Source organism: Haliea sp. E1-2-M8, assembly GCF_030649675.1.
Taxonomy (GTDB): Bacteria; Pseudomonadota; Gammaproteobacteria; order Pseudomonadales; family Halieaceae; genus Haliea.
Map to the genome: position 1 here is coordinate 114531 of NZ_JAUTDR010000014.1, position 6859 is coordinate 121389.

Sequence of the window (6859 nt, forward strand, 5' to 3'; positions counted from 1 at the left end):
AAAAAGAATATAGAATTATCGAAACGGACGAAATAGTGGACAAACTAGTGGCCACATCAGGGAACGGACAAGCAGGGAAGGCAGCCGGTGAGGAAGCTCGGGATCGCGAGGAGAGCACGGCGCTCATGGAGCCGCTCTTCTTGGGTGAGGCATCGCGCCACAGGACGGCGTTGTCCGACCTTGCCCTGGAGCTAACCGCGCAATCGACCCGTTTGCGCAGTGAGCTGCCGGACAGTATTGCGGCCGCACTCGCCACACTCGTTCGTGCCATGAATTGCTATTACAGCAATCTCATCGAGGGGCATGACACGCATCCTGTCGATATCGAGCGCGCTCTCGCCAACGATTTTAGCGCCGAACCGGAGCAGCGGAACCTGCAACTCGAAGCTAGGGCACACATCGCTGTCCAGACCTGGATTGATGAGGGCGGGCTCGCGGTAGGGCGGGCGACGACAGAGCAGGGTGTTTGCGAAATACATAGGCGCTTCTGCGAACACCTCCCCCCGGCGTTACTCGTCGTGGAAGACATGAAGACAGGCGAGGCGCTTGAGATGGTGCCCGGCGCTTACCGCACGCGAGATGTTCAGGTCGGCCAGCATATGGCCGTTAGCGCAGGCGCCGTTCCGCGATTCATGAAGCGTTTCGAACAAGCCTATCGCACTCCTGGGAGGCTCGATCGTATCTTTTCTGCTGCGGCCGCACATCACCGGCTGTTGTGGATACACCCCTTTCTGGACGGCAATGGCCGGGTCGCGCGACTTATGTCACATGCGCTCCTGCTCGACTCCCTGGACACCGGCGGTTTATGGTCCGTTGCACGGGGTCTGGCGCGCGCCGAGGGCACCTACAAGCAGCATTTGCAGGCTTGCGATTTGCAGCGCCGCAATGATCTTGATGGCCGCGGCAATTTGAGCGAAGAAGCCCTGGCTGAATTTACGCGGTTCTTCCTTGAAACCTGTATCGACCAGGTCAGTTTTATGCGTCGCCTGATGGAGCCGGACCGTCTCCGGGACAGGATTCTTCTATGGGCGGAAGAGGAAGCACGCGGCGGACGCATCCCCGGCAAGTCCAGGGAACTGCTGGGCGCGCTGCTCTATCGCGGCGAGGTGCCGCGTGGTGAGGTCGCGGATATCGTTGTGGCGAGCCCAAGAACGGCGCGCAGGGTGGTGTCGGAGCTTCTCGACCGGGGAGTTCTGCAGTCGGTATCAGCGCGTGCGCCTGTTCAGTTGCGTTTCCCCGCAGAACTCGCCGGACGCTGGATGCCGGGCCTTTTCCCGGAGCGGGAGCGAAAGTGAAGGAGTGGAACGTTCGCCATCCCTGAACTGATTAGACGATAGACAACCTGCAGCAGTTTTTGCCGCACACAAGGACTTAATTGTGAAAAAAGCACTTATCACCGGGGTCACAGGCCAGGACGGCTCCTACCTCGCCGAATTTCTGCTGGAGAAGGGCTACGAGGTGCACGGCATCAAGCGCCGCGCCTCCAGCTTCAACACCCAGCGCGTGGACCACATCTACCAGGATCCCCACGTCGATAACCGCAGGTTCGTGCTGCACTACGGCGACCTGACGGACTCCTCCAGCCTCACCCGCATCATCCAGGAAGTGCAGCCGGACGAGATCTATAACCTGGGGGCCCAGAGCCACGTGGCGGTGAGCTTTGAAGCGCCGGAGTACACCGCCGATGTAGACGGCATGGGCACCCTGCGGATTCTCGAGGCTATCCGCCTGCTGGGGCTGGAGAAGAAAACCCGCTTTTATCAGGCCTCCACCTCGGAACTGTACGGCCTGGTACAGGAAAGCCCGCAGCGCGAGACCACGCCTTTTTATCCCCGTTCGCCCTATGCGGTGGCCAAGCTGTATGCCTACTGGATCACCGTCAACTACCGCGAAGCCTACGGCATGTATGCCTGCAACGGGATTCTGTTCAACCACGAGTCCCCCCGCAGGGGCGAGACCTTCGTCACCCGCAAGATCACCCGCGGCCTGGCCAATATCGCCCAGGGGCTGGAAGGTTGCCTGTACATGGGCAACATGGACTCGCTGCGCGACTGGGGCCACGCCAGGGATTACGTGCGCATGCAGTGGCTTATGCTGCAGCAGGCACAGGCGGAAGACTTCGTGATCGCCACCGGCCAGCAGTACAGCGTGCGCGACTTTGTCCGTTGGAGTGCGCAGGAGCTCGGCGTGGAATTGCGCTTTGCGGGCACAGGCCTGGATGAAGTGGGCATTGTGGCTGCCATTACCGGGGACAGTGCCCCCGCGCTGACGGTGGGCGATACGATTGTGAGCGTGGATTCGCGTTACTTCCGCCCCGCCGAGGTGGACACTTTGCTGGGTGACCCCTCCAACGCCCGCATCAAGCTGGGCTGGGAGCCGGAGATCACCGCGCTGGAGATGTGCTCGGAAATGGTGGCAGAGGATCTCAAGATCGCCCAGCGGCACGCCTTTTTGAAACAACACGGGCACGACGTGCCCGTACAGACGGAGAATTAGCATGCAACGTATCTACGTTGCCGGTCACGGGGGCATGGTGGGTTCTGCACTCTGCCGCCAGTTGGCGGCCCGGCCGGATGTCGAACTGGTCACGGCCAGCCACAGTGAGCTGGACCTCACCCGCCAGGCGGAGGTGGAGGATTTATTCGCCGCCCACGCCATCGACCAGGTGTATCTCGCCGCCGCCCGCGTCGGTGGTATTCATGCCAACAACACCTACCCGGCGGACTTCATCCAGGACAATTTGCTGATCCAGGGAAACGTCATCGGTACCGCGCAGCGTGCCGGCGTGCAGCGGCTGCTGTTTCTGGGGTCGTCCTGCATCTACCCCAAGCTTGCCCCCCAGCCCATGCGCGAAGATGCCCTGCTGACCGGGGTGCTGGAACCTACCAACGAACCCTATGCCATTGCCAAGATTGCGGGCATCAAGCTGTGCGAGAGCATGAACCGCCAGTACGGCACGGATTACCGCTCGGTCATGCCCACCAACCTGTACGGCCCTGGCGATAACTTCCATCCCGAGAACAGCCATGTCATCCCCGCGATGCTGCAGCGCTTCCACCAGGCGGTGACCGCTGGCGCGGAGGAGGTGGTGGTCTGGGGCTCGGGCACGCCGATGCGGGAATTCCTGCATGTAGACGACATGGCCGCCGCCTGCCTGCATGTGATGGACTTGCCGCTGGCCGAGTATCAGCAGCACACCCAACCCATGCTGAGCCACATCAACGTGGGCACCGGGGTTGACTGCACCATCCGCGAACTGGCCGAGACCATGGCGCAGGTCACCGGCTTTACCGGCACGCTGGTGTTCGATACCAGCAAGCCCGACGGCACCCCGCGCAAGCTGCTGGACGTGTCGCGCCTGAAGGCCCTGGGCTGGGAGGCGGGCATCAACCTGCGGGATGGGTTGGAGGATACCTATCGGTGGTATCTGGCGCGTGGTGGGGAGGTTCGTGGTTGAGGTAGTCCTCCGCCAAGTTGGTCGGTTTTGATGTACCAATTCGGTCTTGATTTTGCGATGCTGGGGATGCTGGTGAAGGGCAGGCTCTTGCCAGCGTCCGCAGGAGAGCTATCATGACCACATTGGCATTTGATTCGCTCAGGTATGCCCGCAAGCTTCGAGATGCGGCCGGTCCGGCGTCCCGGTGCCGGAGCCCCAGGCTGATGCGCAGGCGGAGCTTATGGCGGAAGCGTTTGGATTTTATGCGGACAACATCCTGACGAAGGACCACTTCGAGGCGGTGCTGGATGCCAAGCTGGACGCGCGCTTTGCGCAGCAGGATGCCAAGTTTGACAAGCGCTTTGCGGAGCAGGACGCGAAGTTCGATAAGCGCTTTGCGGAACAGGATGCGAAGTTCTTTGGGTGCTTCTCCGATCAAAACGCAAGATTCGAAGGGCGTTTTGGCAAGATGGAACGAACTCAGTACCTCCATACCTGGATGCTCGGCATTCTCGTTGTCGCCATAGTTGTGCCGCAGGTTCGGGCGTGGCTGGGGTGATGCGGCGCCTTATATCCACGCGTTTTGGTTGCTTGCGCTGGTTATAACCGAAAAACGGCTCCGCGGAGATTTTGCTCGGAATTGATGACCAATACGGGGGTGGCGATTGAGGTTCTCTGGTGGCAGGACAACTTCCTGGTCTACTCCCCCAGCGGGAGGACCCGCGCAACACCACGTTCCTGATCCAGTCCATCCCCAGGGTCGTTGTCGGTTACTGCACCCCAGTTGGCCCCTTCTAGCTGAAGTGGCTGCTATTGATGCTGATCTCGGCGCAGGGGGGTGTATTGATCATCGCTGTTGGCTTCGATTTTCGAATTAACCGGAATGGTGTCATGCGGCCAGGTCTGGTTACTTCGCTTTAGCTGTCAAAGCCCTTGGCTGGCACGCTGTCGCCACTACCTCCCTGGAGTGACACTATAGTGTCACTTTGAGCGAGGGCAGCCCATGAAAGTTGAGCTAGTAACTAATCTGAAGCGGCAAGCTACCAGGATTCTGGCTGACCTGCATGAGAGCAAAGAGCCGGTACTGATAACCGAGCACGGCAAGCCGTCCGCGCACTTGGTGGATGTCCAGGATTATGAATTTATGCAGCGCAGAGTAGCGCTGCTGGAAGGCTTGTCCAAGGGAAGAGCCGAGTTGGACAGCTAACAATCAATAGGTATTGGACGTTTGAGGAATTCGGGATGGTGCCCAGGAGAGGACAAATTCCGGAGTCTCATCCAGTTGCTTCAAGTGCCGCCAAACCCTTTATTTCAAGCGCTTTTCTCATAATGCTTGTCCCACTCCATTGCATGGGATAGCATCGAATCATCCTCCTTATGTTGGGAAGGAAGTGGTGATGCCAAAGTCGGTGCCCGGATTGAGCGATGCCGCCGTGCGGCGGTTGCGGCACCGAGGTGCAAAGGCGGCTGTGTATGCCGTGGGTGGTGTCTCGGGGCTGCTACTGGTCTGCAAGCCGCCGGTCAGGGCGGGGGCGGCCATCGGGGCCCGGTCGTGGATTCTCCGGGTGATGATGGGTAGCAAGCGCCGGGATATCGGGCTTGGCGGTTATCCGACAGTCAGCCTTGCCCAGGCTCGTCACAGGGCGCGGGAGGCGCGGGAGACCATATGGCAGGGCAGTGATCCAATTGCGGATCGGAAAGCGCGAAAATCGCTTCTGGCAGCACAGCAGGCCAAGCAAGTTACCTTTGCCGAGTTGGCGCGGGAGTACATCGACAAGAAAGGCGCGGAGTTCAAAAGCGCCAAGCAAGTCCAGAAGCTCACCAGCCACCTGGAGACCTATGCGTTTCCGCACCTTGGGAATATGGTTGTAGGCGATATTGAGCGGGCTCACATCGTCAAGATGCTGGAGCCCATATGGGCGGTGAAAAACGAGACGGCCAGCCGGGTGCGCTTGCATGTCGAACGGATACTGGACTTGGCGGGCGTCAAAGGGCTGCGCACCGGAGACAACCCGGCCCGGTGGAAAGGCAACCTTGCCCTGTCATTTCCGGCCCGCGCCAAGGTCGCCAAGGTCGCCAAGGTCGCCAAGGTCGCCAAGGTCGAACACTATAAAGCCTTACCGGTCGCGGACATGCCGGAATTCTGGCGTAAGCTTAAGGCTGCAGAGTCCCTGGGCGCGAAGGCCCTACAATTCATCATCTTGACCGCGAGCCGCTCCGGCGAGGCCCGAGGCGCGACATGGGACGAAATCAATTTCAAGGCAAAGCTATGGACGATACCCGCCTCCCGCATGAAGGGGGGCAGGGAGCACAAAGTGCCGTTGTCAGATCCCGCGATCGCGCTGCTGGAGTCGCTGCCCCGCCTTGGTCCGCACATTTTCATCGGCCCGCGGAACAAGCCAATTTCTGATGTTGTTGTTAGCCGCGCGCCGAAAATCATTGGCCAGGACGTGACCACGCACGGTTTCCGTGCCACCTTCCGAACTTGGGTTCAGGAGCACACGGCATACCCGGAGGATGTGGCGGAATTGTCGCTCGCGCACGTTAACAGCGATGCCACCCGGGCGGCCTACGCTCGTGGGGAACTTGTGGAAAAGCGCCGTTCACTGATGGCCGACTGCGAGAAGTTTTGCGAGACTGGGTCAACCTGGACGAGGGGTAACGTGGTAGCAATAGGAGACAGTTCTAAATGACTGAAACCCTTGCTGGACTCGTCGAAACCCTGGGGCAGGCCAACGGACAACACTATCTGGTCGTGGCGCATACCTTCCGCAATCAGCAAGACAACGCGGTGACGATCAGGCTGATTTCAGCCAGACCCGCCACCAGGCGCGAAATTAAGCAATACGAAGGGTGAACACCATACGTGAAGAACACGATTTTTCCAAAGGCGAGCGCGGGAAATTCTATAATCCCAACGCTACCATGAACATGCCGGTATACCTTGACGCCGATGTGCTGGATTATTTTGCAGCCAAAGCCAAAGCCAAAGCCAAAGCCAAAGCCAAAGCCAAAGCCAAAGCCAAAGCCAAAGCCAAAGCCAAAGCTAAAGGCATCGAGCTAAACCGGATGGTTAACGATTTGCTTAAAAAGGATATTGCGTTGATTGAAGAGCTTAAATGACATAAGCCAGGAGAGACCCCCTGCTCTGAAATCTTGTCGCGCGACGGCGACGGCATCGAATTCCCCGTGTTTCGGCCCGTGCCCGGACTCGGGCAGGCCCCGGCCCGGGCCGAAACGGGCCGAAACGGGCGGCCATCGTCGGTCGCCTTCGGGCCCGTTTATCCTGGCCCGCGCGTGCTCACCGGATGATGATGTAGGGATCCAGCGGCGGGCGCCCGGGATTGCCCAGGCGGTGTTTGTCAACAAAGATGTCGCGTTCATTGATTATGCAGCCTTAGCCAATGATGGTTTCTCAGCGCA

Annotated in this window: 8 protein-coding genes; all 8 read left to right on the forward strand. The window is 59.6% G+C overall.

Annotated elements, in window-relative coordinates:
- The first annotated feature begins 125 nt into the window (after window positions 1-125).
- Window positions 126-1295 (forward strand): Fic family protein, encoded by a 1170-nt coding sequence (locus Q6D67_RS13410; protein ID WP_304706164.1) that lies wholly within the window; start codon window positions 126-128, stop codon window positions 1293-1295.
- 82 nt (window positions 1296-1377) lie between these two features.
- On the forward strand, window positions 1378-2496 hold the full coding sequence (gmd, locus tag Q6D67_RS13415) for a GDP-mannose 4,6-dehydratase (protein WP_304706165.1): 1119 nt from the start codon (window positions 1378-1380) through the stop codon (window positions 2494-2496).
- 1 nt (window position 2497) lies between these two features.
- Window positions 2498-3457, forward strand: a complete 960-nt coding sequence (locus Q6D67_RS13420; protein ID WP_304706166.1) for a GDP-L-fucose synthase — start codon at window positions 2498-2500, stop codon at window positions 3455-3457.
- 220 nt (window positions 3458-3677) lie between these two features.
- On the forward strand, window positions 3678-3995 hold the full coding sequence (locus Q6D67_RS13425; RefSeq protein WP_304706167.1) for a hypothetical protein: 318 nt from the start codon (window positions 3678-3680) through the stop codon (window positions 3993-3995).
- 444 nt (window positions 3996-4439) lie between these two features.
- Window positions 4440-4643, forward strand: coding sequence for a type II toxin-antitoxin system Phd/YefM family antitoxin (locus Q6D67_RS13430; protein WP_370551963.1), 204 nt, complete (start codon window positions 4440-4442; stop codon window positions 4641-4643).
- 190 nt (window positions 4644-4833) lie between these two features.
- Window positions 4834-6129, forward strand: coding sequence for a site-specific integrase (locus Q6D67_RS13435; RefSeq protein ID WP_304706168.1), 1296 nt, complete (start codon window positions 4834-4836; stop codon window positions 6127-6129).
- Window positions 6126-6293: a BrnT family toxin gene (locus Q6D67_RS13440; RefSeq protein ID WP_304706169.1), complete on the forward strand. Its 168-nt coding sequence runs from the start codon at window positions 6126-6128 to the stop codon at window positions 6291-6293. The genes Q6D67_RS13435 and Q6D67_RS13440 overlap by 4 nt, the downstream gene beginning before the upstream one ends.
- Window positions 6290-6559, forward strand: a complete 270-nt coding sequence (locus Q6D67_RS13445) for a hypothetical protein (RefSeq protein WP_304706170.1) — start codon at window positions 6290-6292, stop codon at window positions 6557-6559. The genes Q6D67_RS13440 and Q6D67_RS13445 overlap by 4 nt, the downstream gene beginning before the upstream one ends.
- Window positions 6560-6859: the final 300 nt, after the last annotated feature.